20 protein-coding genes and 1 rRNA gene are annotated in these 24,718 nt (G+C 49.5%); 9 read left to right on the top strand and 12 right to left on the bottom strand.

Features of this window, described 5'->3' with window-relative positions; all coding sequences use genetic code 11:
• Window positions 1–35: 35 nt before the first annotated feature.
• The 11 genes from C7820_RS24010 to rpmH form a co-directional block, all read right to left on the bottom strand.
• Window positions 36–1,184, bottom strand: a complete 1,149-nt coding sequence (locus tag C7820_RS24010) for an aminotransferase class V-fold PLP-dependent enzyme (RefSeq protein WP_116233187.1) — start codon at window positions 1,182–1,184, stop codon at window positions 36–38.
• A gap of 92 nt (window positions 1,185–1,276) precedes the next feature.
• Window positions 1,277–2,116: a ParB/RepB/Spo0J family partition protein gene (locus C7820_RS24005; protein WP_076172494.1), complete on the bottom strand. Its 840-nt coding sequence runs from the start codon at window positions 2,114–2,116 to the stop codon at window positions 1,277–1,279.
• Window positions 2,109–2,870, bottom strand: coding sequence for a ParA family protein (locus tag C7820_RS24000; RefSeq protein WP_076172495.1), 762 nt, complete (start codon window positions 2,868–2,870; stop codon window positions 2,109–2,111). The genes C7820_RS24005 and C7820_RS24000 overlap by 8 nt, the downstream gene beginning before the upstream one ends.
• Before the next feature lie 404 nt (window positions 2,871–3,274).
• Window positions 3,275–4,090 (bottom strand): nucleoid occlusion protein, encoded by an 816-nt coding sequence (gene noc / locus C7820_RS23995; RefSeq protein WP_116233186.1) that lies wholly within the window; start codon window positions 4,088–4,090, stop codon window positions 3,275–3,277.
• Window positions 4,091–4,829: 739 nt separating this feature from the next.
• Window positions 4,830–5,552 (bottom strand): 16S rRNA (guanine(527)-N(7))-methyltransferase RsmG, encoded by a 723-nt coding sequence (rsmG, locus tag C7820_RS23990; RefSeq protein WP_116233185.1) that lies wholly within the window; start codon window positions 5,550–5,552, stop codon window positions 4,830–4,832.
• A 3-nt stretch (window positions 5,553–5,555) separates the two neighbouring features.
• Entirely contained in the window at window positions 5,556–7,442 is a 1,887-nt protein-coding gene (mnmG, locus tag C7820_RS23985; RefSeq protein WP_116233184.1) for a tRNA uridine-5-carboxymethylaminomethyl(34) synthesis enzyme MnmG, read from the bottom strand.
• A 60-nt stretch (window positions 7,443–7,502) separates the two neighbouring features.
• Entirely contained in the window at window positions 7,503–8,879 is a 1,377-nt protein-coding gene (gene mnmE, locus C7820_RS23980; RefSeq protein ID WP_116233183.1) for a tRNA uridine-5-carboxymethylaminomethyl(34) synthesis GTPase MnmE, read from the bottom strand.
• 191 nt (window positions 8,880–9,070) lie between these two features.
• The gene (gene jag, locus C7820_RS23975; protein ID WP_116233182.1) at window positions 9,071–9,775 is read right to left on the bottom strand and encodes an RNA-binding cell elongation regulator Jag/EloR; all 705 of its coding nucleotides are present in this window, start codon (window positions 9,773–9,775) and stop codon (window positions 9,071–9,073) included.
• Complete coding sequence (locus C7820_RS23970) at window positions 9,772–10,665, bottom strand: YidC/Oxa1 family membrane protein insertase (RefSeq protein ID WP_116233181.1); 894 nt, start codon at window positions 10,663–10,665, stop codon at window positions 9,772–9,774. The genes jag and C7820_RS23970 overlap by 4 nt, the downstream gene beginning before the upstream one ends.
• A gap of 73 nt (window positions 10,666–10,738) precedes the next feature.
• A complete protein-coding gene (gene rnpA, locus C7820_RS23965; protein ID WP_076172607.1) occupies window positions 10,739–11,089 on the bottom strand; it encodes a ribonuclease P protein component in 351 nt (116 codons plus the stop codon).
• A gap of 356 nt (window positions 11,090–11,445) precedes the next feature.
• Complete coding sequence (gene rpmH, locus C7820_RS23960; protein ID WP_068778604.1) at window positions 11,446–11,580, bottom strand: 50S ribosomal protein L34; 135 nt, start codon at window positions 11,578–11,580, stop codon at window positions 11,446–11,448.
• 846 nt (window positions 11,581–12,426) lie between these two features.
• Between rpmH and dnaA the strand changes: the two genes are divergently transcribed.
• The 6 genes from dnaA to gyrB all read left to right on the top strand — a co-directional run bounded on the left by dnaA (window position 12,427) and on the right by gyrB (window position 18,777).
• On the top strand, window positions 12,427–13,773 hold the full coding sequence (dnaA, locus tag C7820_RS23950) for a chromosomal replication initiator protein DnaA (protein WP_076172504.1): 1,347 nt from the start codon (window positions 12,427–12,429) through the stop codon (window positions 13,771–13,773).
• Window positions 13,774–13,972: 199 nt separating this feature from the next.
• Window positions 13,973–15,115 carry a DNA polymerase III subunit beta gene (gene dnaN, locus C7820_RS23945; RefSeq protein ID WP_076172506.1) on the top strand — a complete coding sequence of 381 codons (1,143 nt, stop codon included), beginning with the start codon at window positions 13,973–13,975 and terminating at the stop codon, window positions 15,113–15,115.
• Between the two features lie 31 nt (window positions 15,116–15,146).
• Complete coding sequence (yaaA, locus tag C7820_RS23940) at window positions 15,147–15,365, top strand: S4 domain-containing protein YaaA (protein ID WP_116233179.1); 219 nt, start codon at window positions 15,147–15,149, stop codon at window positions 15,363–15,365.
• A 56-nt stretch (window positions 15,366–15,421) separates the two neighbouring features.
• Window positions 15,422–16,534, top strand: a complete 1,113-nt coding sequence (gene recF / locus C7820_RS23935; protein ID WP_116233178.1) for a DNA replication/repair protein RecF — start codon at window positions 15,422–15,424, stop codon at window positions 16,532–16,534.
• A 16-nt stretch (window positions 16,535–16,550) separates the two neighbouring features.
• Window positions 16,551–16,802, top strand: coding sequence for an extracellular matrix regulator RemB (gene remB, locus C7820_RS23930; protein WP_076172512.1), 252 nt, complete (start codon window positions 16,551–16,553; stop codon window positions 16,800–16,802).
• Window positions 16,803–16,866: 64 nt separating this feature from the next.
• On the top strand, window positions 16,867–18,777 hold the full coding sequence (gyrB, locus tag C7820_RS23925; RefSeq protein ID WP_116233177.1) for a DNA topoisomerase (ATP-hydrolyzing) subunit B: 1,911 nt from the start codon (window positions 16,867–16,869) through the stop codon (window positions 18,775–18,777).
• A gap of 98 nt (window positions 18,778–18,875) precedes the next feature.
• Here gyrB and C7820_RS23920 read toward each other — a convergent pair whose 3' ends face one another.
• On the bottom strand, window positions 18,876–19,706 hold the full coding sequence (locus tag C7820_RS23920; protein ID WP_116233176.1) for a YheC/YheD family protein: 831 nt from the start codon (window positions 19,704–19,706) through the stop codon (window positions 18,876–18,878).
• Window positions 19,707–20,283: 577 nt separating this feature from the next.
• Here C7820_RS23920 and gyrA point away from each other — a divergent pair.
• From gyrA to C7820_RS23905, 3 genes are all read left to right on the top strand, one after another.
• Window positions 20,284–22,848: a DNA gyrase subunit A gene (gene gyrA / locus C7820_RS23915; protein ID WP_116233175.1), complete on the top strand. Its 2,565-nt coding sequence runs from the start codon at window positions 20,284–20,286 to the stop codon at window positions 22,846–22,848.
• Window positions 22,849–23,011: 163 nt separating this feature from the next.
• The gene (locus C7820_RS23910) at window positions 23,012–24,115 is read left to right on the top strand and encodes an HD-GYP domain-containing protein (RefSeq protein WP_116233174.1); all 1,104 of its coding nucleotides are present in this window, start codon (window positions 23,012–23,014) and stop codon (window positions 24,113–24,115) included.
• Between the two features lie 278 nt (window positions 24,116–24,393).
• A 16S ribosomal RNA gene (locus tag C7820_RS23905) occupies window positions 24,394–24,718 on the top strand; the annotation flags it as partial.

Here is a 24,718-nt window from a genome sequence, read left to right as displayed (position 1 = left end):
CAAATAGACTTCGAGGCTTGCGTTAGGCCATCTAGTTAATGAACCAGCTCGCGCATCGCTTCAACCATCCGTTGAACCTCCTGCTCCGTGCTGTTCGCACCCACACTCGCCCTCACTGCTCCGGTCTTATCCGTTCGTACCGCATAATGAGCCAACGGCGTACAGTGCATCCCCGCCCTCACTGCGATTCCATATTGCCGGTCCAAGCGGAAGGCGATTTCCGTAGAATCCCGGCCCTCGATCGTAAAGGCCACGATTCCGGTCCTTTCCTTCCCTTGTACAGGACCAAGCAAGTTCATACCTGGCAAACCCTTCAACCCATCGATCATCATTTGGGTCAACGCCCATTCATGCTCATAAATCCGCTGAGGGGTTTCCCTAAGCACATACTCTACCCCTGCTCTTAGTCCGGCAATACCGACCGTGTTCAAGGTCCCCGCTTCATACCGGTCCGGCCTTACGCTGGGCATTTCCTTTTCCTCCGATTGGCTGCCCGTTCCTCCGTGGATCAGCGGCTCCAGTTCGATCTCCGGCGATAAGTAAAGCCCTCCCGTCCCTTGCGGACCGAGCAGCCCTTTATGGCCCGGAAAAGCCAACATGTCGATGCAGCAGGACTCCACATCAATGTCCAGCACACCGGCGCTTTGTGCAGCATCTACCAAGAATACTGCCCCACTGCTGCGTGCCAGCTCACCAATTCGCTGGATTGGCAGAATACTTCCCAACAGATTCGAGCTATGGCTGCAAACAACCAGCCTCGGTTTTTTGGATAAGCATGCCTCCAACTGCTGCATGTCCAGTTCTCCTTGATCATTTACCCCAATGTAATCCACTTGAATATCCAGTGTCCGCATTAAATATTCCAACGGTCTCCGTACAGAGTTGTGTTCGATCATCGTCGCAACGACATAGTCACCGGACTTCAAGATTCCTTTGATCGCCATATTCAATGCCTGGGTTGTGTTATGGGTGAAAATGATGTTATTCGGGTTCTTCACCCGAAACAACTGAGCCAGCACCCGGCGGGTCTCAAAGAGAACCCTGCTCGCTTGCACGGCCATTTGATGGCTCCCTCGTCCTGGATTCGCTGCTGCTTCCTCCATCGCCTTTTGCATGGCTGTCAGAACACCAGGCGGTTTCGGCCAGGAAGTCGCTGCATGATCCAGATATACAACTGCGTTCATATCCCGTTTCACTCCGATCCAAGGAACAAAGAATGACGCATCTTCGGTCCTTTTCAGGAATCACCTAGACGCGTCATCCCATCCACTGATCTTTATTGCAACAACTCCAGCAGCCGTTCCAGGTCCTGTTTGCTGTAATAGTTCAATTCGATTTTGCCTTTATCTTTGTTCTGCTTGATCTTCACTGTCGTTCTAAACCGCTCCCGCAGCGACTCTTCCAAGTTATCGATATATGGATCACGCTTTTTGACTTTCACCTTGTTCTTATCCGCCGGTTTCCGGTCGAGCTGTTTCACAGCCTCCTCAAGATCCCGTACGCTCCACTCATTGTTAACACATTGCTTCGCCAACTGCTTGATGAGGGACGGATCCTTGAGACCAACCAACGCTCTCGCATGGCCCATGGAAATTGTTCCACGTGAAACATAGTCTTTGACTTCATCCGGTAAAGCCAACAAACGAAGGAAGTTTGCTATATGGGATCTGGATTTCCCCACTTTCAACGACAGCTCTTCCTGCGTCAGTGAGTATTGATCCATCAAGCCCTGGTAAGCAACAGCCACTTCCATCGCATTTAAATTCTCGCGCTGCAGGTTTTCAATCAAGGCAATCTCCATCACCTGTTGATCGCTGAATGTGCGAACCACAGCCGGGATGGTGGCCTTGCCGCAGTATTGCGAAGCTCTAAAGCGCCGCTCCCCTGCAATAATTTCATATCCTTTGAGCACACTGCGTACAATAATCGGTTGAATGACCCCATGCTGACGAATCGATTCGGCCAATTCCTGAATTGATTCCTCGTTAAAGTCCTTGCGCGGCTGGTAAGGATTGGCACGAAGTTGGCTGAGTGGGATTTCTACGATTTTGTCATCTTCATTAATCGAAAGTGAAGGAATTAAAGCATCGAGCCCTTTACCCAATCGTTTACTCATACGAAATCACTTCCTTTGCCAACTCTAAATATACCTCAGCGCCTTTCGAACGCGGATCATACGTAATGATCGACTGGCCATGGGACGGAGCTTCACTAAGTCGAATATTTCTCGGAATGATCGTTTGGTACACTTTTTCCTGGAAGTATTTCTTTACTTCCTCAATCACCTGAATCCCCAAATTCGTCCGAGCATCCAGCATGGTAAGCAGAACGCCTTCAATTCGGAGCGAAGTGTTCAAATGCTTCTGGACGAGACGAATCGAATTCAGCAGCTGGCTTAATCCTTCAAGGGCATAGTATTCGCACTGGATAGGAATAATGACCGAGTCAGCGGCAGTAAGTGAGTTAATAGTAAGTATACCAAGAGACGGCGGACAATCGATTAAAATATAGTCATAATTTGCTTTCACCAACTGAAGCGACTTTTTGAGCCGAAGCTCCCTTGAAATGGTCGGTACCAGTTCAATTTCCGCTCCAGCCAATTGAATCGTTGCCGGAATAATATGAAGTCCTTCGATTTGCGTTTGCAGGATCGCATCCTTGGGATGTACATCATTGATAATCACATCATAAATGCAGTTCGCTACATCCGCTTTATTGACACCTACCCCACTGGTTGTATTGCCTTGGGGATCGATATCGACGAGCAGCACCCTTTTTCCGAGCGAAGCCAATCCTGCACCGAGATTGACGGAGGTTGTCGTCTTGCCGACTCCGCCCTTTTGATTTGCTATGGCAATAATTTTGGACACTCAATTCACCTCTATGTGTATGAAGACTCTTCTTGTAGGTCGCGGGATTGTGATCATCAGCAAAACAAACGGCTGCAAATACCTGTATGCCCTCGGCGGTACATCAGAAGTACCGGTGTTTCAAGTATACAGATACGCAGAAACGGCTTCGCCCTGCAGTAGTGCGCTTCCCCTTGCTGGAATAACAAGAAAAACCTTTACTCAATTATTCGGACACCATCAACGAACAACTTGATTTCAGAACATTGACGAGAAAAATGGGAGATGCGAACTTTCCCCCTCCCCCTCTATTCTTCCATCTTATGAAATTCAGCTGCCTGGAACCTATGATTTCATGGTTTAGAGCATAAATTCATTATGACTTCCTAAAAAAAGCGGCCGCTCAGCCGCTAAGCTCCATCGTATTAGCGCTTAGGAATTTTGATCACGATCTCATAATGATCCTCATGGTCGTTTTCCTGCGTTTTAATGGCCATCCCGGATCCAGACACCATATCGATGGATTGGCGAATCGTGTTCAGCGCCAACCGGACGTCCTTGGAGTAAGAGATGCGCTTTGCCTTTTTAATTTTTGCCGATTCCTTGTAAAAGGCAACTCTAGCCTCCGTTTGTTTCACGTTCAGCTCTTTGGATACAATCTCAGCCAGCACTTTCAGCTGCAGTTCCCCGGTATCGAGTGACAGTAACGCGCGGGCGTGCCGCTCAGTAATTTTGCGCTCCATCAGTGCATTTTTTACTTCCTCGGGAAGATGAAGCAGCCGGATTTTATTGGCAATCGTTGATTGGCTTTTCCCAAGGCGCTGCGCCAAGCTCTCCTGCGTAAGCTGATGAAGGTCAATGAGCTTTTGATAGGCAACGGCTTCCTCGATGGAAGTCAGGCCTTCACGCTGGAGGTTCTCGATCAATGCAATGGAAGCAGCCTGGGAATCATTGAATTCACGGACAATGGCGGGAATGGTCTCCAAACCGAGTTTGGAAACGGCACGCCAGCGCCGTTCACCGGCAATAATCTCGTATTTGGCATTACGGATACGAACAACAATGGGCTGGATCACCCCATGCGTCTTGATCGTTTGACAGAGTTCGTCGATTTTATCGTCATCAAAAATGGTCCGGGGCTGGTAAGGACTGCTTACGATTTCCGCCACCGGAATTTGCTTTACTTCATCCCCATTGCTTCGTTCCGTCAAACCAAACAATTTAGAAAATTGTTCTTTCATTCCGTATATTACCACCTAAATTCGTAATAGCACCGCTAGAGCACCTAACAACAATCTACAGGTCATCGAGACATCCATGTTGGATATGGGTAACAACTAACCCTTGAGCTTTGACAGCTGCTATCCAGACAGAGAGTTGTTCAATGACTTCAAAATGGAAGATGAGAATCGTCAGATCCGAACGCAATTTATGTATAAGGTTCACATGACTGAACGGTCTGACAGTCAGACCACTTACCAACGATCATCCCTCTCTATCATACCATTTGAAGCCAGTTCATAGAATACAGTTTATACTCTATTCTACCACTTTTCTTCATATAATCCTATTCTCCAAAGTTCCCGATTTTTCCTGCCATTTATCCATTTTTTCACATTGGGAAAAGCATTTATCGAAGGAACGTCAAAGAAGACAAACTGCTTCTAGCAGAAGCATTTCTTGCAGTTTTACAGTGATTCGGCGCCGTTATATTTATACCTCTATACTCTTAGTAAAGCGGATATCGATGTATCTTTATAGAAGACAGACCGCGTATTTCAGAATTTTCTTGAAATTATATAGGATCGAACAGCTCCGCTGAAAACTTATATTTTATAATCTAAAAAAAGAGGACTGTTCCACGTGAAACAATCCTCTTCATTTGATAAATATGACTTGGTTTCAGACGGTTCGTTGATAGGAAGTCAGTCGACTGCACATCCCATAGGGTCTGATGCAGCTTGCTGAAACCAGTTTTTTTTATATTAAAGGCGATTTAACCGCAGTTCCGGCCCTTCTCGGATATTTGCCTGGGGTAGGCGCAGTCTTACGGATCTGGACAATATGGCGGGCCGATTCCTCTACAGGTAGCAAGAAGCGTTCGACTTCGATCACCTTGCCCCGCAGTTCCTTCAAGCTTTTGGCTGCCTCCTGTACTTCCTCCGCTGGATCGCTTCCTTTCATCGCCGCAAACAGACCGTTCACTTTGACGAAGGGGAGACAGAACTCATTCAGGACGGCCTGCCTTGCCACTGCTCGGGCGGTAACGAGATCGAAATGATCACGGTACCCCGCCTTCCTTCCCCAGTCCTCAGCCCGGCCATGGAGAAGTTCTACATCCTTAAGTCCAGTCTCCTGCACAATGTGCTGCAGGAAGGAAATGCGCTTGTTTAACGAGTCGATAATCGTCAGCTTCAAGTGTGGAAAACAAATCTTCAGCGGGATTCCCGGGAATCCCGCCCCCGAGCCAATATCGGCTAGTGTTCCGATCTCCTCCATGTTCACATAAAAAGCCAGGGAGATGGAATCATAGAAATGCTTGGTGTATACTTGCTCCCGCTCGGTAATCCCGGTAAGGTTCATTTTCTCATTCCATTCGACCAGTTCCTTGAAATAAATTTCAAATTGTTCCAACTGGGATGGTTCGAGCGTAATGCCATGTTCTTTTAAACGCTGCACAAACTGCTCTTGTATCGGATCCATTCGTTAACCTCTTGCCGCTGTAACGCGATTATAGTGTTCCAGATATACCAGCAGAATCGAGATATCCGCCGGCGTCACGCCGGAAATACGTGAAGCTTGACCGATCGAAATCGGACGGATGCTGTTGAGCTTTTGACGAGCCTCGATGGCGATACCTTGAACATCGTTATAGTCGATCGATTCCGGAATCTTCTTCTTATCCATCTTTTGCAGACGTTCCACATGGATCAGCTGCTTTTCGATATACCCTGCATACTTGATTTGAATTTCCACCTGCTCCTTCATTTCTTCCGTTAGTTCATATGGAGAAGGTGAAATTTGTTCAATATGGCTGTGGGATACTTCTGGACGGCGCAGAATGGTCAGCAGGTTGCTGCCATCCTGAATCGGGGCGGAACCGATCGATTCCAACAGTGCATTCACATGGGAAGGACCCACCTTCGTTGAACGTAGGCGTTCGATTTCCAGCTCCACCTTTTCCTTCTTATCCAAAAACTTCGCGAACCGTTCCTCCGAGATTAGACCAATCTCATGCCCTACCGGTGTCAACCGCAGATCGGCATTGTCATGGCGAAGCAGCAGTCTGTATTCCGCACGGGAAGTCAGCAGACGGTAAGGCTCGTTGGTACCTTTCGTCACAAGGTCATCGATCAGAACTCCGATATAGCCCTGCGAACGGTCCAGAATGACCGGTTCCTTGCCCTGTACTTTGCGCGCAGCGTTAATGCCTGCCATGATGCCTTGACCTGCAGCTTCTTCATAACCGGAGGTTCCGTTAATTTGACCGGCGGTGAACAAGCCCGGCATCTTCTTCGTTTCCAGAGACGGCCACAGCTGCGTCGGAACCATAGCGTCATATTCGATCGCATAACCGTTGCGCATCATTTCAACCTTTTCCAAGCCAGGGATACTGCGCAGCATCGCCAGCTGAACGTCTTCAGGCATACTGGTGGACAGCCCTTGGACATAATATTCAGAGGTGTTCTTGCCTTCCGGCTCGAGGAAAATTTGATGCTTCGGCTTGTCGCTGAAGCGCACGATCTTATCCTCAATCGACGGGCAGTAACGTGGTCCTGTTCCTTCAATAATACCGGAGAACATCGGCGCACGGTGCAGGTTCTCGTTAATAATGCGGTGGGTTTCCACCGAAGTATACGTCAACCAGCAAGGAAGCTGCTCATTATCGGAAGACTCTGTTTCATAAGAGAAAAATTTAGGTTTCTCATCTCCCGGTTGAATTTCGGTCTTGGAAAAGTCAATGGTGGACTTGTGTACACGCGGAGGCGTGCCGGTCTTGAAGCGAACGAGATCGAAGCCCAGCTCGCGCAGATTTTCCGCCAGCTTCACCGAAGGCTGTTGGTTGTTCGGACCGCTTTCGTAGGTCAGCTCACCCATAATGACTTTACCTCGAAGATACGTGCCGGTAGTCAGCACCGTAGATTTAGCACGGTACGAGGTGCCGGTTTTCGTCACCACGCCGACGCAGACGCCGTCTTCAACAATCAGCTGTTCCACCATGCCTTGACGCATCGTCAGGTTCGGTTCTTTCTCCATCGTTTCCTTCATCGTTTGTTGATACAGGAACTTGTCGGCTTGCGCACGCAGCGCATGCACCGCCGGCCCCTTCCCTGTGTTCAGCATCCGCATTTGAATAAACGTTTTATCAATATTGCGGCCCATTTCGCCGCCCAGCGCATCGATTTCACGGACGACATGCCCTTTGGCCGGTCCCCCAATCGAAGGGTTGCACGGCATAAATGCGACCATGTCCAGATTGATGGTAATCATCAGTGTATTGCAGCCCATCCGCGCTGCGGCCAAGGCAGCTTCACAGCCGGCATGACCTGCGCCGATGACGATAACATCATAGCTGCCTCCATCATAACTCATCGGACAAACCTCCTTTATTTTTCTGAAAAAAATATACGTGAATCTATATGAACGAACGACTTATTTACCTAAACAGAACTGGGAGAAAATTTGATCCAGCAGCGTTTCGGCCGCCGTATCGCCTGTGATCTCACCAAGCTGTTCCCAAGCAAGACGGACATCGATCTGGATCATGTCGATCGGAATGAACTGATCCGCCGCTTCGTAGGCATCCTGAAGCGATTTGTACGCCTTTTTAAGGAGAGCGATATGCCGGACGTTGCTGACATAAGTCAGATCGCCCGACTCCAGCTTCCCGCTGAAAAAGAGCGATGAAATCGCCCTTTCCAAAAGATCGATCCCCTCTTCGGTCATCACCGACATTGGGACGATCAATTCATCCGGATAGTACCTGGACAGCAGATCCCTGTCCAATTGCGAAGGTAAGTCCATTTTATTCATAATGACGATGGATTGTCTACCACGGATTTGTTCCATTAATTCCAGTTCGTCCTCATGCAGCGGCTCGCTTGCATTCAGCACGAGCAGGATGAGATCGGCTTCTGTGACCGCATGCTTCGAGCGCTCCACACCGATTTTCTCCACGACGTCCATCGTTTCCCGAATTCCTGCCGTGTCCAGCAGCTTGAGCGGAATGTTATTGATCGTGACGAACTCCTCGATGACATCCCGCGTCGTGCCTGGTATATCGGTCACAATGGCACGGTTCGTATGCGCCAGCGCATTCAACAGCGAAGACTTGCCCACGTTTGGACGTCCGACAATCGCCGTGGTGATGCCCTCGCGTAAAATCTTCCCTTCTTCGGCGGTCTTCAGCAGCTTTTGGATACCTTCCATAACTTCGCTGCTTTTCTGCTTAATGAACTCTGCCGTCAGCGATTCCACATCATGCTCCGGGTAATCGATATTGACTTCGATGTGAGCCATCGTTTCCACCAAGGTATGGCGCAGCTCCCCGATTTTCTGGGACAAAGATCCCTCTACCTGCTTCAATGCGATCGAGAAGGCACGGTCCGACTTGGACCGGATCAGGTCGATTACCGCTTCGGCCTGGGAAAGGTCGATCCGGCCATTCAAAAAGGCCCGCTTGGTGAACTCGCCCGGCTCGGCCAGACGGATCTCCAGCTGCAGCAGCAGATCCATCACCCGTTTGACCGAAATCACGCCGCCGTGCGTGCTGATCTCCACCACATCTTCCGTGGTAAAAGACCGAGGCGCCCGCATCACGGTGACTAGCACCTCCTCCACCCGCTCCTGGGTGTCTGGGTCGACGATATGCCCATAATGAACCGTATGCGACTCCGCCTTCGTTAACGCCGTTTTGCTGTGAAAAATCCGTTCGACCTCGGAAATCGAGTCCGGTCCGCTCACGCGGATAACGGCGATTCCCGCTTCCCCTACAGCTGTCGATATTGCTGCGATTGTATCTGTAAGCAAGGCTATCACCTCTTTTTTCTATATTAAACGTTCATCCGTTTCTGTTAGCTCTATTGTTGCCATAACAAGACGTATCAAGACCTGCCACGCCTAGGCCCGGCGTCTCCCGGTGATCCCATTCAAGATTCAAAAAAAACAATGACTTCATAAGCTAAAGGTAAGCTCAATAAAGTCATTGTACAGGTCTCTCTTTACTTTATCGTAATGACTACGCGCCGGTTGGGCTCTTCCCCTTTACTGTAGGTCTTCACCTGCGGATGATCCTGCAGCTTAGAGTGGATCACCTTCCGCTCCTGCGGGGACATCGGTTCAAGAACGACCTCTTTATGGGTCCGAATCACCCGTCCCGCCAACCGGTCGGCCAAATCCTCCAGCGTTTTCTTCCGGCGCTCCCGGAAGTTCTCGGCATCGAGCACAAGCCGCACGTAACTGCTCGACACCCGGTTCGCCACAATGTTGGCCAAATACTGCAAGGCGTCGAGGGTTTGTCCTCTTCTGCCGATGATCAGTCCCAAATCGGGACCGAAAATATGAAGTGTCGTAGCATCCCTCGCGTGCTGGATTTCAACGCTCACATCCAGCCCCATGCTCTTTCCGACGTCAATGATAAACTCGGCAGCCATTTCGTAAGGGTCCTTCTCTTCTTCCTCTAAGGAAGCCTCGGGTTCAAGTAAATCTAGTGGCAAAGGTTTCGCCGTCTCCACTGGTTCCGGTGCGGGCTCAGGCAGCAGTGTAAGTTCCACCTTTGCTTCCTTGACACCGATCAGTCCCAGGAATCCTTTTGACGGCTGCGATACGATTTGGACCGTGACCCGGTCGCGGCTTACCCCAAGCTGGGCCAGCCCTTGGTTTACAGCATCTTCAACGGTTTTTCCTGAAGCGACGACTTTGCTCATTTAGATTTTTTTGCCCCCTTCTTCCCTTTGTTATTTCCTTTACCGCCTTTGTTGCTGCTGCCTTTGTTGCCAGACTTGGCATTTGCATTTCCTCCAGCAGAAGAAACGGCAGCTACGTTCGCAGTCGTATTGTTGTTACGATACAGGAAGTAGTTCTGGATAATAGTGTACAGGTTACTGTAAATCCAGTACAGCGGCAATGCGGATGGGAACTGGTAAGACATGAAGAAAATCAAAACCGGATACACCAGCATCATAAATTGCATGGCACCCTGCTGCGGGCTCGGGTTCATCTTCAACATCATGCGGGACTGCAGGAATGTCGTTGCAGCGGCCAGCAGCGGCAGGATGAACGTATGGTCCGGCTTACCCAATTGGAGCCACAGGAACGAGTGGTCACGAAGATGCGAGTTGTACACGATGGAATTATAGAGTGCGATAAAAACCGGCATTTGGATAATCAGCGGCAGACATCCCGCCATCGGATTAACCCTGTTCTCCTGAAACAGCTTCATCGTTTCCTGCTGCTGTTTCTCCGGCTGATCCTTATACTTCTCTTTTATCTTTGCAAGTTCAGGCTGAATCGCTTGCATCGCCTTGGAACTTCTAACCTGCTTAATGGACAACGGCAGAATAATGGTACGGACGATAATCACCATCACGAGGACGGCTAAGCCGTAAGCTCCGCCAAACCAACCGGCGAACGTATCTAATGCGAGCGAGAAATAATAAACGACGTTAGCCTGCCAAAAGCCGCCTTCCTTCATTTCTTCTGTAGTATGCGTCACAGTGTTGCCTGTTCCGCACCCAGCTAAAACAACCACTGCGAGCATCATCACAGCGATGAGGAGGATCCATTTCCTGCCTCGGCTAGTCTTAAGTAGCGACACTTCATAACCCCTCTCTTAACGCTTCCATTCACCGTAAATCATACCATAATTAATTGGACAAAGAAACCAGCATTCAGCGCCCCGGCGGCTTCAGCAGCGACGCTTTCCGCAGCACATGCAGAACGCTTTTTTCAAGGTCTTTATAGGACATTTCAACGGCGCCTTTTCTTACAATAAATACAAGATCGACATGCTCGATCAGCTTGTCTTCATGGTGGCGCATAATCTCCTTGACCAGTCTTCGCATCCGGTTGCGTACAACGGCGTTGCCGACTTTCTTGCTGACGGATATGCCGACGCGGAACTTCTCTACCTCTTTTTTGCGGAACCAATACACGACGAATTGGTAATTGGCAAATGACTTCCCATGCCTATATACGCGACTGAAGTCAGCCCGGTTTCGTAAACGTAAACTTTTATGCACGAATATCCCCTGCTTGCTGCCCGCCATCCCGATGTACAGCGGCCTTTCCTTCAAAAATATCAGCATTCGAAATTTTGCTTCATATAATATATAGCGATATTCCACTTCCTAGTATGGTCATCAATTATGCGATATAAACCACATTGAGAACCGTGAGCACTTCTCTGAGCACAGCCCGTCCTCTTTCATTTCATCGGGATCGGGACGTATCTACATCTTCTACTCGGCGAAAAGGTCCGCTTCTCCCTCTTTTTCTTGAAAAAATCTGCTGAAGTGAAACGAAAACTCATTTTTGTACGCCGATAGACGTTTTCTTATGAAAAAAAGACCACCTCGGTGGTCTTCATGTACGAAATTTACGCGCTCAGTACTTTTCTGCCCTTCTGACGACGAGCTGCCAGCACTTTGCGGCCGTTTTTCGTGCTCATTCTTTTCCGGAAACCATGCACCTTTTTGCGCTTGCTTACATTCGGTTTAAATGTAGGTCTCATGTATTGCACACCCCCTTACAGGATTTCATAACCTTTATGGTTAAATATTCATTTTCATTCAACACAGAAAATGCCTTTATACATTTAATCATGAACAGGCCCAAAAGTCAACTCAAACCTGCTCCTCCACTTTCCGGAATTTGAATCCCTGCGATCGCTCTTCTCCCTCTTTTTACTGCTTCCCTCTCCCGCTTCTCGATCCGTCTGATCTGGAACGCCAGCTTCACCGCTTCACCTTCATTTTCAGCAGCAGTCTCATTAAACGCTCCCTCTCTCTCCCAGCCTCGGTTCTGTGGACACTTTCTCCTGGTATTCACTTCATTCGATGGCATTTCTCTAAAACCACATCATCTCATATTAAAATCCAGCCATCCGAGTTTTCCACAACCTCCGGCCCAACAAACCTAAAAAATCCACAATTCGGATTTATCCACTTGTTCACATCGTTCGTAATAAAATTCTAAGATCCGGCATAACCTGTGCACAACTGATTTTTTATTTTGGGAGATGCTGTCGAAAATTAAACACGTTATAAACAATATATAGTGGTGTGAATAAAAATTATACACAACTTATTGAATTTGTGGATAATTTCAGCCATTTCATTGATAAACGGGCGTTCTTTTGCTATGATTATATTGTTTTTGGATGTGAATATGTGATTTCACCCCATATATTATCAACAAGCTGTGGATAAACTTGTGAACAATTTCAATTTGTCCACTTTTTTTATTTTCCCCCGTTTTTGAAACTGGGGATATATTCTGCACCATTCATCTTTTTTCGACATTTCCACTCATGGCTCGATCCCAGCCACATTTGGAAGATTTAAAGGAGTGACAGTCTGTGGACAGCCATACTTCCGAATTATGGCAGCAAATCCTATCAATTATTCATACCAAGCTCAGCAAGCCGAGTTTTGACACCTGGTTTAAAGCAACCAAAGCGATACAAATGAGCGAGCATTCCATCGTAATTTCCGCTCCAACCACATTTGCTGTCGAATGGCTGGAAAGCCGCTACACAAAACTCGTTAGCTCCACCATCTATGAAGTGTTGGGGAAGCAGGTTGACGTGAAATTCGTTATTGAGGAGAACAAGCCTGCCGAACTCACTCCACAGCAGCCCGCGCCCATGCCTCAGGCGACCCCTGACGAGGCTCTAACCCATATGCTTAACCCGAAATATACATTTGACACATTCGTCATCGGTTCGGGCAACCGGTTTGCTCACGCGGCCTCTTTGGCTGTCGCGGAAGCGCCGGCGAAGGCATACAACCCTTTGTTTTTGTATGGAGGGGTAGGGCTTGGCAAAACTCACTTGATGCATGCGATCGGACACTACATTCTGGAGCACAATCCCGCCAGCCGGGTCGTATATATCTCTTCCGAGAAATTTACGAATGAATTCATCAACTCAATCCGTGACAACCGGGCCGAGAGTTTCCGCAACAAGTATCGGAACGTCGATATTTTGCTGATTGACGATATTCAGTTTCTGGCGGGCAAGGAGTCGACACAGGAGGAATTTTTCCATACGTTCAACGCCCTGCATGAGGAACAGAAGCAGATCATCATCTCAAGCGACCGGCCGCCCAAGGAAATTCCGACGCTGGAGGATCGGCTGCGCTCGCGCTTTGAATGGGGGCTGATTACGGATATCCAGCCGCCGGACCTGGAGACGCGGATCGCAATCCTGCGGAAGAAGGCCAAGGCAGAGAATCTCGATATTCCGAATGAAGCGATGATGTACATCGCCAATCAGATCGACACGAACATCAGGGAGCTGGAAGGGGCGCTGATTCGCGTCGTCGCCTATTCATCGCTGACCAATCAGGACGTGACCACGCATCTGGCTGCCGAAGCGCTGAAGGATATCATCCCGTCCAGCAGACCGAAGATGATCACCATTCAGGACATTCAGCAGAAGGTCGGGGAGTACTACAACCTGAAGCTTGAGGATTTCAAAGCGCGGAAACGGACCAAAGCCGTCGCTTTTCCAAGACAGATCGCCATGTACTTGTCCAGGGAACTGACGGATTTCTCGCTGCCCAAAATCGGCGAGGCCTTCGGGGGAAGAGACCATACGACCGTCATCCATGCCCACGAGAAAATATCCCAGTCTCTGAAAGAGGACCAGGATCTGTTCAAAGTCATCAATAACATCACGGAAAAAATCAAAAATCCAACCTGAACAAGTTCAAAGCCTATGCACAATCTATACACATGTGAATAGGCTTGATTTTATTGAGGTTTTTGAACTTATCCACAAATTCAGTGCGCCTACTGCTATTACTATATTATTTAAATAAAATAATATTCATAAATAGGCTGCACGCAGCCGGCATACCGGAGTAGTCTTGCAATCCGAATTTCCTGCTAGGAGTGAAACTATGAAAATCAGCATCCTTAAAAACGTTCTTAACGAATCCATCCAGCACGTATCCAAGGCGATATCGAGCCGAACCACCATTCCGATCCTGTCCGGCATCAAGCTTGACGTGAATCATTCGGGAGTTACCCTCACAGCGAGTGACACCGATATTTCCATTCAGTCCTTTATTCCGGTGGAGGATAGCGAACGCACTATCGTCACGGTCGAACAACCGGGCAGCGTCGTGCTGCCAGCCAAATTCTTCGTGGAAATTATCAAGAAACTGCCTTCTCAGGAAATTCAAATGGAGGTCAAAGACCAGTTCCAAACCTTTATTTCTTCGGGAGCCACCGAAATTCAGATGGTCGGTCTGGATCCGGAGGAATTCCCGGTGCTGCCTGATATCGAGGGGAACCAAACGATTTCCCTGCCGGGAGCGCTGCTCAAAAACATGATCCGCCAAACCGGTTTTTCCATTTCCACGCATGAGACGACACCGATCCTGACGGGGGTTCTGTGGAACCTGGATCAAAACGAGCTGAAGTTTACCGCTACCGACCGACACCGCCTGGCCACCCGCTCCGCTCATTTGGAAGGGGCCGACGAAGTGAAGTTTCATAATGTCGTTATTGCCGGTAAGACGCTGAACGAGCTGAGCAAGATCATTCCCGACCAGAATACGCTGGTCGATATCGTCGTGGCCGACAACCAGGTGCTGTTCAAGATCGACCGGGTCCTGTTCTATTCCCGCATCCTGGACGGCATTTATCCGGATACTTCTAGGATTATTCCGACAAACTACAAAACAGAACTGGTTTTGGACACAAAAAAATTAAGCGAGTCGATCGACCGCGCTTATTTGCTCTCCAGAGAGGAGAAGACGAATATCGTACGCCTGCAGACGATGGAGCATGGGGGTATCGAAATTTCTTCCAGCTCGTCGGAACTCGGTAAAGTGCGCGAAGAGCTGGACGTGATTGATTTTAAAGGGGAACCTCTGAAAATCTCTTTTAACTCGAAATATATGCTGGACGTGCTGAAAGTGGTGGAAAGCGAGCAGCTCAAAATTGCCTTTACCGGCATCATGAGCCCGATCATTCTGAAGCCGGTGGATGACAGCCAAAGCCTGTACGTCATTCTTCCGTACCGGACCACCAACTAAGCAAAACTTGTCCACAGCGAAAGGATTCCTGATGAACAAAATAGTTATCCACAGTGAATATATTAAGCTTGACCAATTTCTGAAGCTCGCCAACTGCGTATCCACAGGGGGAATGGCCAAAGCCCTGCTGGCGGAGAACATGGTGACCGTAAACGGGGATCCGGAAGACCGCCGGGGACGGAAGCTGTATCCGGGCGATCAGGTCAAAGTGACGGACTGCGGCGAATTTGTGGTATCACAAGAGGCATAAAGTGCCCCCAGGCCGCTGCTGTCGGCGGCGGCCGGCGAAGATGGGGAGGATAAGGCGTGTTTGTTAAAAATATCAGTCTGCAGCATTATCGCAACTACGAGAAGCTGCAGCTGGATTCTTTTGGAGACGTAAATCTGCTGATCGGACAAAATGCCCAAGGCAAAACCAATTTGCTGGAGGCTATTTTTGTGTTGGCATTAACTAAAAGTCACCGGACCTCCAAAGATCGGGAGCTGATTTCGTTTGAAGGAGGAAGCGCGCATTTGTCCGCGGTTGTGGATAAGAAGTACGGTCCGCTTACCCTCGATTTGACGATGTCCCCACAGGGGAAGAAGGCGAAGATTAACGGACTCGAGCAGCGGAAGCTGAGCGATTTTATCGGTGCGCTGAACGTGGTGATGTTTGCCCCGGAAGATTTGGAAATTGTGAAAGGCACACCGGGCATCCGCCGGCGGTTCCTTGATATGGAGATCGGCCAGGTCCAACCGGGATATCTCTATCATTTGCAGCAGTACCAGAAAGTTCTTAACCAGCGGAACAACCTGTTGAAACAGATGTGGGGGAAAGACAGCGTAAAGCCAGGCATGCTGGAAATCTGGGATCAGCAGCTCGTGGAGCATGGTGTTAAAATCATCAAAAAGAGGAAACAATTCATAATAAAGCTGCAGAAGTGGGCGGAAACGATCCACCAAGGCATCACAAGCGGCGGGGAATCGCTGAAGCTTGTCTATCAGCCGTCGTTTGGCGACGCCGAGGAGGAAGATGAAGCTTATCTTTTTGAACAATTTATGTTAAAGTTATCACAAGTGAAGGATCAAGAAGTGCGCCGCGGGATGACCCTCGCCGGGCCCCACCGCGACGACATGGCCTTTTTCATTAACGGCAAGGAAGTTCATACGTACGGTTCACAGGGACAGCAGAGAACGACCGCTCTGTCTCTTAAACTGGCTGAAATCGAACTGATCCAGGAGGAGATCGGAGAGTATCCGGTGCTCTTGCTGGATGATGTGCTGTCCGAGCTTGATCCTTACCGGCAAACGCAATTGATTGAGACTTTTCAGAGCAAGGTTCAGACCTTTATCACGGCGACGGGAATCGAAAGTTTGAATGCCGATAAACTGAAGAACGCGAACATCTATCATGTTCATGCGGGACAGGTCAACTCTTAAGGAATGGGGAATGGTTATGTATATCCATCTGGGCGGTGAAAAAATCATCCGTTCTGCGGAGCTGGTTGCGATCTTTGACATTTCAATCGAGAAATCCTCCAAAATATCCAAACAGTTTGTAAGCCATGCCCGGCAGGAAAAGAACGTGGAGTACATTGGCGAAGAGGAAGCCAAATCCATCGTCGTGACGAAGAGCACCGTCTATTACTCTCCAATTTCCTCATCCACGCTTAAGAAGCGGGCGAATGTCTTCTTCGCCAACGCTTAGGACACTGTGAACGCAGGTACACTCCAATCAGCAAACGTAGAATATATAGAAGTAGGTGACAGGCATGTCTATGAATCAACCGCAATATGATGAGAGTCAGATTCAGGTTCTGGAGGGTCTGGAAGCCGTCCGCAAACGGCCGGGCATGTATATCGGATCGACCAGCGTCAAAGGACTCCATCACCTGGTCTGGGAAGTGGTGGACAACAGTATCGACGAGGCGATGGCGGGCGTATGCGACCATATCGAAGTCATTGTCCACAAGGATAACAGCATCACGGTTGTCGACAACGGGCGCGGTATTCCGGTTGGTGAGAACGAGAAACTGAAAAAATCGACGCTTGAAGTCGTTATGACCGTGCTTCATGCCGGTGGTAAGTTCGGCGGCGGGGGATATAAGGTATCCGGCGGCCTGCACGGCGTGGGCGTATCCGTCGTTAACGCATTGTCCACCAAGGTCGTTGTCCAAGTTAGGTTGAATGGACATATTTATCAGCAGGAATACCGGCGCGGCGTGCCCCAGTATGACGTCAAAGTTGTCGGGGATACCGACGAGCACGGTACGACTGTTACCTTCCTGCCGGATCCGGAAATTTTCACGGAGACTACGGAATATGACTACAATACTCTCCTGACGCGGATTCGCGAGCTGGCCTTTTTGAACAAAGGCATTGCTCTGACGCTGACGGATGAGCGCACGGGGGCCTCCAACTACTTCAAGTACGAGGGCGGTATTATCGAATACGTCAAGTTCCTGAATGAGAAAAAGGAAGTTCTTCATGAAGAGCCGATCTATGTAGAGGGCTCGCGTGACAACATTCAAGCAGAGATCGCGCTGCAGTACAATGAGAGCTACACCGAGAACATTTATTCTTTTGCCAACAATATCAATACGCATGAGGGTGGAACCCACGAATCCGGCTTCAAGAGTGCCTTGACCCGGATTATTAACGAATATTGCCGCAAGAGCGGCCTCGTCAAAGACGGCTCCAATCTGTCCGGCGACGATGTGCGCGAGGGCCTGACAGCCATTATTTCGGTCAAAATTCCGGAGCCGCAGTTCGAAGGCCAGACGAAAACGAAACTCGGCAACAGTGAAGTCCGCGGCATCGTGGAATCCCTCTTCTCCGAGAAGCTGTCCGAGTTCCTTGAAGAGAATCCTGCCGTATCCCGGCGAATCTTGGAAAAGGCGCTGCAGGCATCCCGCGCGCGCGAAGCTGCACGTAAAGCCCGTGAGTTGACGCGCCGCAAGAGTGCGCTAGAAGTCAGCGCCCTTCCCGGCAAGCTGGCGGACTGCTCATCGAAGGATGCGTCCATTTGCGAGCTGTACATCGTCGAAGGGGACTCTGCCGGCGGATCCGCCAAGCAGGGACGCGACCGGCATTTCCAGGCGATTTTGCCGATCCGCGGTAAAATCCTGAACGTTGAGAAGGCGCGTCTTGACCGCATTTTGTCTAATTTGGAGATCCGGGCGATCGTAACGGCGATGGGTACGGGTATTGGCGACGAAGACTTCGACCTCAGCAAAGCCCGGTATCACAAACTCATTATCATGACCGATGCCGATGTCGACGGCGCGCACATTCGCACGCTGCTGCTGACCTTCTTCTACCGGTACATGCGTCAGCTGCTGGAAGCGGGATACGTATACATCGCGCAGCCGCCGCTCTTCAAAATTGAGCGCAATAAGACGATCCGCTATGCAGGTTCCGAGAAGGAGCGCGATGAAATCATCGCTGAGTTCGGAGAGGGAGCCAAAATTAACATCCAGCGGTATAAAGGTCTGGGAGAGATGAATCCGGAACAGCTGTGGGAGACAACCATGGATCCGGAGAGCCGCACCATGCTGCAGGTGACGATTGAAGACGCCATGCAGGCAGACCTTATTTTCGACACCCTAATGGGTGACAGCGTTGAACCGCGGCGTGATTTTATTCACGAACACGCAAAAACCGTTAAAAATCTGGACATTTAAGCTTGAAACCCACCTAACTTGTTGGTGAGTCCGGCCCAAGATGATATAGACAGACAAAACAAGAGAAGTTTCCGAAACCGGAGCTTCTCTTGTTTTTGTTAATAGCTGCCTCTCCGTTTACTTCTGCCGGGGAGCCTCCCATAGTTGATCGCATAACGTTCTATGCGGCGGTAAATGCTTTTATCCTTGAAGAACTTTTTAAACGGAAAGATGGCGGGGAGCGTATTCACTTCAAGGATCCAGGGGTTGAGCTGCTCGTCGATGGCTACGTCGAGGCCAATCTCCTTGATACCGGGGAATTTGGTCTGCAGCTGCTGTGCGGTGGCTACACCCAGCTCATACAGCTTTCGTTCCAAGTGAGGGGCTTCTTCAGGGCTTACGTTCCCCTCGAGCAGTTCGTTCAGCAGGCGTACGGAACCTCCGCCGTGGTAATTCGTGATGATCATGTTCTTAGCGGCCACCCGGCCGATGATGCCTGTCGTCTCCCAATTACGGTAGGGTGTTTTTTGGGTCAGAATTCTCAGATCAAACTGGCGCTCCTCGTACTTCAAAGTCACGATCCCCTGTTGAATAATATAAAACTTTCCTCTTGTGTGTCTGAGAATGGCCAGATGCAGCGCATCCAGGTTCGCGTACGTCTCGGAGCGTATGCCGTAGCGCAAGGTATATTCCACTCCAGTGTGGGGAGGACCCTCAGCGGGCTGCTCGCCAGCTGGAGCGTCAGGTTCACCGTGCCGCTGTACGTTCATGACCCCGTTGCCGTATGTGCCGCGGTCCGGCTTAATGTATACAAGAGGTGTGTTTTCAAGCATATTACCCAGCGTAGCACGTGTATATTTTTGCGTTAAGGGAATGTAAGGAGATACCTGTTGATTCTGTAAAAGGACCTGGGTTTTCGCCCATTTGCTTGCAACACGTTGAATCGCCAAGAAATATCATCCTTTCTACGTGATTGGCCTTGTTATGTGCTTGTCGGCCGGAGCTTCTTCTCCGCGGTTCACAGGCGTAAAACATAGGACAAGCAAGCAAAACAATGGTATAATATAAAGATGTGGTGTTTTGTTTGCTCAAAACAGCACTAGGCGTCCCTGTTGCCCTACCAGTATATGTGGAAAAGGCACAGAAGGCCGGGCGAATCCCTAGAGAAGCGGAACTTGGGCAGCTGCGGAGCCGGCGGCGCTCAAACGTTTAATTGTGCTCTTTTTGTGAAAGTAATATAATAAAGGTTGGTGGGTTTGCGGATTCTCGTCCGTTGATTTCACCTTTTCAGCCCTGCGCTTATGCGCTTTTCGGTTCACTCGGGCAAGAAGGAATTGAACTTTAACAGGCTTGCATGAGCCTGAAAGTTATGGGAGCTTTTGCGGAAGTACGGGCGCTAGGCCCAGCCTGCAAAGAATGTACGTCGATAGACGTTTTTCCTCATATATTGATTTTTTATTTGCTGTACTAAATGAATCGTCTGACAAGACATGTTAGTGGTTTGATAGAAATTGGAGGAGGTCCACCATGGCGGAAGAAAGAGGCTCGCAAATCAAAGATCGGGACATACGCGACGAAATGCGCGAATCCTTTATGGATTATGCGATGAGCGTTATTGTTTCCCGGGCTTTGCCGGATGTGCGGGACGGGATGAAGCCTGTTCACCGGCGTATCCTGTACGCGATGTCGGAGCTCGGTATGTATCCGGATAAACCATTTAAGAAATCGGCGAGAATCGTGGGTGAGGTCATCGGTAAGTATCACCCGCATGGTGACTCGGCTGTATACGAGTCCATGGTTCGAATGGCACAGGATTTTTCGATGCGTTATATGCTTGTTGAAGGCCATGGAAACTTTGGATCCGTTGACGGTGACTTTGCAGCAGCCATGCGTTACACCGAAGCGCGTCTTTCCAAGATCGCCATCGAGATGCTGCGCGATATCAACAAAGAGACAATTGATTTTACCGAAAACTATGATGGCGAGGAACTGGAGCCGGTTGTGCTTCCTGCACGTTATCCGAACCTGCTGGTCAATGGGGTATCGGGAATCGCGGTCGGTATGGCCACCAATATTCCACCTCATAACTTGAGCGAAGTGATTGATGGTGTACAGGCACTCATCAAGAACCCCGACATTACGTCACTGGAATTGATGGAATATATCAAGGGTCCTGACTTCCCTACCCGGGGCTTCATTTTAGGCCGGCAGGGAATCCGCCAGGCATATGAGACTGGCCGTGGATCCGTCACGATGCGGGCCAAAGCCGAAATTGAAGAAGTCAACAATAAAGCGCGTATCATTGTGACCGAGCTGCCTTATCAGGTCAATAAAGCGCGTTTGGTCGAGAAAATCGCTGAGCTCGTGCGCGAGAAGAGACTCGAGGGCATTACCGATCTGCGGGACGAATCCGACCGGACCGGTATGCGAATCGTTATCGAGCTGCGCCGTGATGTCAATCCGAGCGTCATGCTGAATAATCTGTACAAACATACGGCACTGCAATCCACGTTCGGCATCAACATGCTGGCGATCGTGAACAAGGAGCCGAAGGTTCTGACGCTGCGCGATGCATTGTACTATTATTTGCAGCACCAGATTGAAGTTATCCGCCGCCGGACCGAGTATGATCTGAAAAAGGCGGAAGCCCGCGCTCATATTTTGGAAGGCTTGCGAATCGCACTTGACCATCTGGATGAAGTCATCTCGATTATTCGTTCTTCTCAAACGACGGAAATTGCCCGTGACCGTTTGATCGAGCGTTTCAGCCTAAGCCTTGAGCAAACCCAGGCCATTCTGGAAATGAGACTCCAGCGCCTGACCGGTTTGGAACGCGAGAAAATCGAGGCCGAGTACCAGGAGCTTATGGTGAAGATTGCCGAGTACCGTGAAATTCTCGCGAATGAAGAGCTTGTTCTGGACATTATTACGAATGAGCTTCAAGAAATCAAGGAGCGCTTCGGCGACGAGCGCCGCACCGAAATTACCGTTGGTGAAGAGAGCATTCTGGATGAAGACCTGATTCCGCGTGAAGAAGTGGTTATCACGATCACGCATACGGGATACATCAAACGTCTGCCTGCCAATACCTATCGCAGCCAGAAACGCGGCGGACGCGGGGTGACAGGGCTTGATATGAAAGATGAGGACTTTGTCGAGCATCTCTTCGTTACCAACTCGCATAATTACCTGATGTTCTTCACGGATCGGGGTAAGGTGTACCGCCTGAAGGCGTACGAAATTCCTGAACTCGGCCGTACCGCCCGGGGAACGGCGATTATTAACCTCATCCAGATCGAACAGGGAGAGACGATCAATGCCGTGATTCCGGTCTCTGAGTTTGAGGATGACAAATACCTGTTCTTCGTTACCCGCAGCGGGGTTGTGAAGAAGACGCCTCTCGAAGATTATGTGAATATCCGCAAAGGCGGATTGATCGCGATCAACTTGCGCGAAGACGACTGCTTGATTGAAGTCAAGCTGACGGATGGTAAGCAGGAAATGATCATGGGTACAGCCCACGGCATGTCCATCCGCTTCTCTGAGCATGATGTGCGGTCGATGGGGCGCGGAGCGACAGGGGTTAAAGGGATTACCCTGGATGAAGGCGACTCGGTGATCGGCATGGACGTCATCGATAAAGAGCTGGATGTCCTGATCGTAACGTCCAAGGGATACGGCAAGCGTACCCCTGCCAGCGATTACCGTTCGCAAACGCGTGGCGGTAAGGGGATTAAAACCATCAACGTCACGGACAAGAACGGACCGGTGGTTGGGCTGAAGGTCGTGAAGTCCGAGGAAGACCTGATGATCATTACCACCAGTGGCACGTTGATCCGGACCAGCATGGAGGGAATCTCCACGATGGGACGCTACACGCAGGGCGTGAAGCTGATTAACATCCGTGAGGATGATTCTGTAGCGACCGTATGCCGCGTGGATAAGAGCGACGATCCGGAGGATGAAGACGTAGTCTTGATTGAAGGGCAAGAGGTCGGCAACGGATCGGAAGAAGGCGCGGAGCCTGACGACACCGGAGCACCTGCACCTGAAATGACGGATGCTTCGGATGAGGCACCGGACGAAGAATAATTCCGTTAATACGGCAAACGCTAAGAGCATGAGTCTGATTCCATCAGATTCATGCTTTTTTTCTTGGCCCCATATGGCAAGCAGGCGATTGTACAGCGTTCTTATCCGTAATATAATTGGTGTATATTACCACCATATGAGTCGGAAATGAGTGAATGGATTAATGGCCAGCGTATCGATTACGGAAATCAAACCCGGTTTAAAATTATCCAAGGATGTTCACACGCCATTGGGCGGATTGCTGCTACAGAAGGGAACGGTACTGCTGCCGAGAGACCTGGAAATCCTGCGTGCATTTATGGTGCAGTCGGTTGACGTTGACAACGGAGAGCAGGAAACGAAGAGCTCCGTTGACAGCAGAGCGGCGATCCCGCAGCGGAGCGCCCTTTCAGTTCAGGCCGGAAAGGACTCAGTCACAACCGTCCAACGTTCCAGTTTTCTAGAGGAATATGACAGGATGATTCAACTGGTAAAAAGCACATACCCTTCCGTTATTGCGGCAGAGATCCCGATTTTTGAACTCAGAGGCCAGCTGGAGGCTCTTATTTCGCAGATTAAGGACTATAATTTATTAACCTTTTCCCCAAGAAGCATGAGCGAGTATGACTATATTTATCACCACGCAGTCCTTTGTGCGTTGTCATCCTATCAGCTGGCCAGATGGGTAGGGTTACAGAAGAAGGATTGGATGCAGGCTGCTTTTGCAGGCTTATTCCATGATATCGGTAACTTCAAAATCGATCCGGCCGTATTGTACAAGCCACAGCCTCTTACTGCAGAGGAAGTTGAAGAGATGAAGAGACATACCACCTACGGCTATCAGCTGCTGAAAAATGTAACGGCTATTAATGAGGGCGTACGCTTGGCTGCTCTGCAGCATCATGAAAAGGTAGACGGCTCAGGGTATCCTCTTCGGCTGGATGGAGGAAAGATTCACATCTATGCGAAAATTGTTGGCATCGTTGATATATTCCACGCCATGACGCTGAATCGCGTATACCAGAAAGCCCAATCTCCGTACCTGGTGCTGGAGCAAATTCATGCAGAAGCTTTTGGTAAGTTGGATCCAAGTATCGTCAACACTTTGATCAGCAAAGTGACAGAGTTTCATAACGGCACCGTTGTCCGACTAAGCAATGATCAAATTGGAGAAATCGTCTTCACGGACCGCAATCATCCGACACGGCCTATGGTCTCTGTCAACGGACAGATTATCAACCTGATTCAGCAAAGACAGTTATGTATCAACGAAATTATTTCTTCATAAATAGTTGACTTCATATTAAAGGCTGTGTTATATTATTTCTTGCCCTCTTAAAGCAGGAATGTTGATAACACAGCTTTTTAAAAGAAATATAAAAAGAGCTTGCAAACTTGCTGAGAGCATGATATACTATAAAAGTTGCTGAGGCGATGAGCTTCCGGTAACGAAATGAAGTTTGATCTTTGAAAACTGAACAACGAGTGAGTATAAACGCGAAGGTCTTATGACCGGAGCGATTGAGATTAAATCAATCTCGTCAGATTCAAAATGAGCTACAAACTTTCTTGGAGAGTTTGATCCTGGCTCAGGACGAACGCTGGCGGCGTGCCTAATACATGCAAGTCGAGCGGACTTGATGGAGAGCTTGCTCTCCTGATGGTTAGCGGCGGACGGGTGAGTAACACGTAGGCAACCTGCCTGCAAGACCGGGATAACCCACGGAAACGTGAGCTAATACCGGATATCTCATTTCCTCTCCTGAGGGAATGATGAAAGACGGAGCAATCTGTCACTTGCGGATGGGCCTGCGGCGCATTAGCTAGTTGGTGAGGTAACGGCTCACCAAGGCGACGATGCGTAGCCGACCTGAGAGGGTGAACGGCCACA

Origin of the sequence: Paenibacillus sp. VMFN-D1 (genome assembly GCF_003386155.1) — a bacterium.
GTDB classification, from domain to species: Bacteria; Bacillota; Bacilli; order Paenibacillales; family Paenibacillaceae; genus Paenibacillus_AQ; species Paenibacillus_AQ favisporus.
This window is presented reverse-complemented; position numbering and strand designations above follow the sequence as displayed.

What these genes read in the sequence shown, in the direction of transcription:
- noc (WP_116233186.1), bottom strand. Translation starts at nt 4,090, where the DNA reads ATGAAAGAACAATTTTCTAAATTGTTTGGTTTGACGGAACGAAGCAAT.
- C7820_RS24005 (WP_076172494.1), bottom strand. Translation starts at nt 2,116, where the DNA reads ATGAGTAAACGATTGGGTAAAGGGCTCGATGCTTTAATTCCTTCACTT.
- jag (WP_116233182.1), bottom strand. Translation starts at nt 9,775, where the DNA reads ATGAGCAAAGTCGTCGCTTCAGGAAAAACCGTTGAAGATGCTGTAAAC.
- dnaN (WP_076172506.1), top strand. Translation starts at nt 13,973, where the DNA reads ATGAAAATCAGCATCCTTAAAAACGTTCTTAACGAATCCATCCAGCAC.
- gyrA (WP_116233175.1), top strand. Translation starts at nt 20,284, where the DNA reads ATGGCGGAAGAAAGAGGCTCGCAAATCAAAGATCGGGACATACGCGAC.
- C7820_RS24010 (WP_116233187.1), bottom strand. Translation starts at nt 1,184, where the DNA reads ATGAACGCAGTTGTATATCTGGATCATGCAGCGACTTCCTGGCCGAAA.
- rsmG (WP_116233185.1), bottom strand. Translation starts at nt 5,552, where the DNA reads ATGGATCCGATACAAGAGCAGTTTGTGCAGCGTTTAAAAGAACATGGC.
- mnmG (WP_116233184.1), bottom strand. Translation starts at nt 7,442, where the DNA reads ATGAGTTATGATGGAGGCAGCTATGATGTTATCGTCATCGGCGCAGGT.
- gyrB (WP_116233177.1), top strand. Translation starts at nt 16,867, where the DNA reads ATGTCTATGAATCAACCGCAATATGATGAGAGTCAGATTCAGGTTCTG.
- rpmH (WP_068778604.1), bottom strand. Translation starts at nt 11,580, where the DNA reads ATGAGACCTACATTTAAACCGAATGTAAGCAAGCGCAAAAAGGTGCAT.
- remB (WP_076172512.1), top strand. Translation starts at nt 16,551, where the DNA reads ATGTATATCCATCTGGGCGGTGAAAAAATCATCCGTTCTGCGGAGCTG.
- yaaA (WP_116233179.1), top strand. Translation starts at nt 15,147, where the DNA reads ATGAACAAAATAGTTATCCACAGTGAATATATTAAGCTTGACCAATTT.
- C7820_RS23910 (WP_116233174.1), top strand. Translation starts at nt 23,012, where the DNA reads ATGGCCAGCGTATCGATTACGGAAATCAAACCCGGTTTAAAATTATCC.